Annotated in this window: 1 protein-coding gene; it reads left to right on the top strand. The window is 44.8% G+C overall.

Annotated elements, in window-relative coordinates; all coding sequences use genetic code 11:
- Positions 1 to 611: MucBP domain-containing protein (locus tag D8863_RS10815; RefSeq protein WP_369008065.1), on the top strand; the 611-nt coding region annotated here is incomplete at both ends.

Below are 611 nucleotides of genomic sequence, written 5' to 3' on the forward strand. Positions count from 1 at the left end.
TATCCAACCGAAGACGGCCAACAACCTAAGAAAGATATTCCAGGCTACCGCTTCGTAGAGACGAAGAAACTTCCAAACGGCGACACAGAACATGTTTATGAGAAGGTTAAGACCAGTCATAAGGATACCGAAGACGGCCAACAACCTAAGAAGGATATTCCAGGTTACCGCTTCGTAGAGACGAAGAAACTTCCAAACGGCGACACAGAACATGTTTATGAGAAGGTTAAGACCAGTCATAAGGATAAGGAAGGCAATGAAATTCCAGGACATCCAACCGAAGACGGTGAACAACCTAAGAAGGATATTCCAGGCTACCGCTTCGTAGAGACGAAGAAACTTCCAAACGGCGACACAGAACATGTTTATGAGAAGGTTAAGACTAGTCATAAGGATAAGGAAGGCAATGAAATTCCAGGACATCCAACCGAAGACGGCGAACAACCTAAGAAAGATATTCCAGGCTACCGCTTCGTAGAGACGAAGAAACTTCCAAACGGCGACACAGAACANGTTTATGAGAAGGTTAAGACCAGTCATAAGGATAAGGAAGGCAATGAAATTCCAGGACATCCAACCGAAGACGGCCAACAACCGAAGAAAGATATTCC

This window comes from Streptococcus oralis (assembly GCF_003943825.1).
Lineage (GTDB): Bacteria > Bacillota > Bacilli > Lactobacillales > Streptococcaceae > Streptococcus > Streptococcus oralis_CD.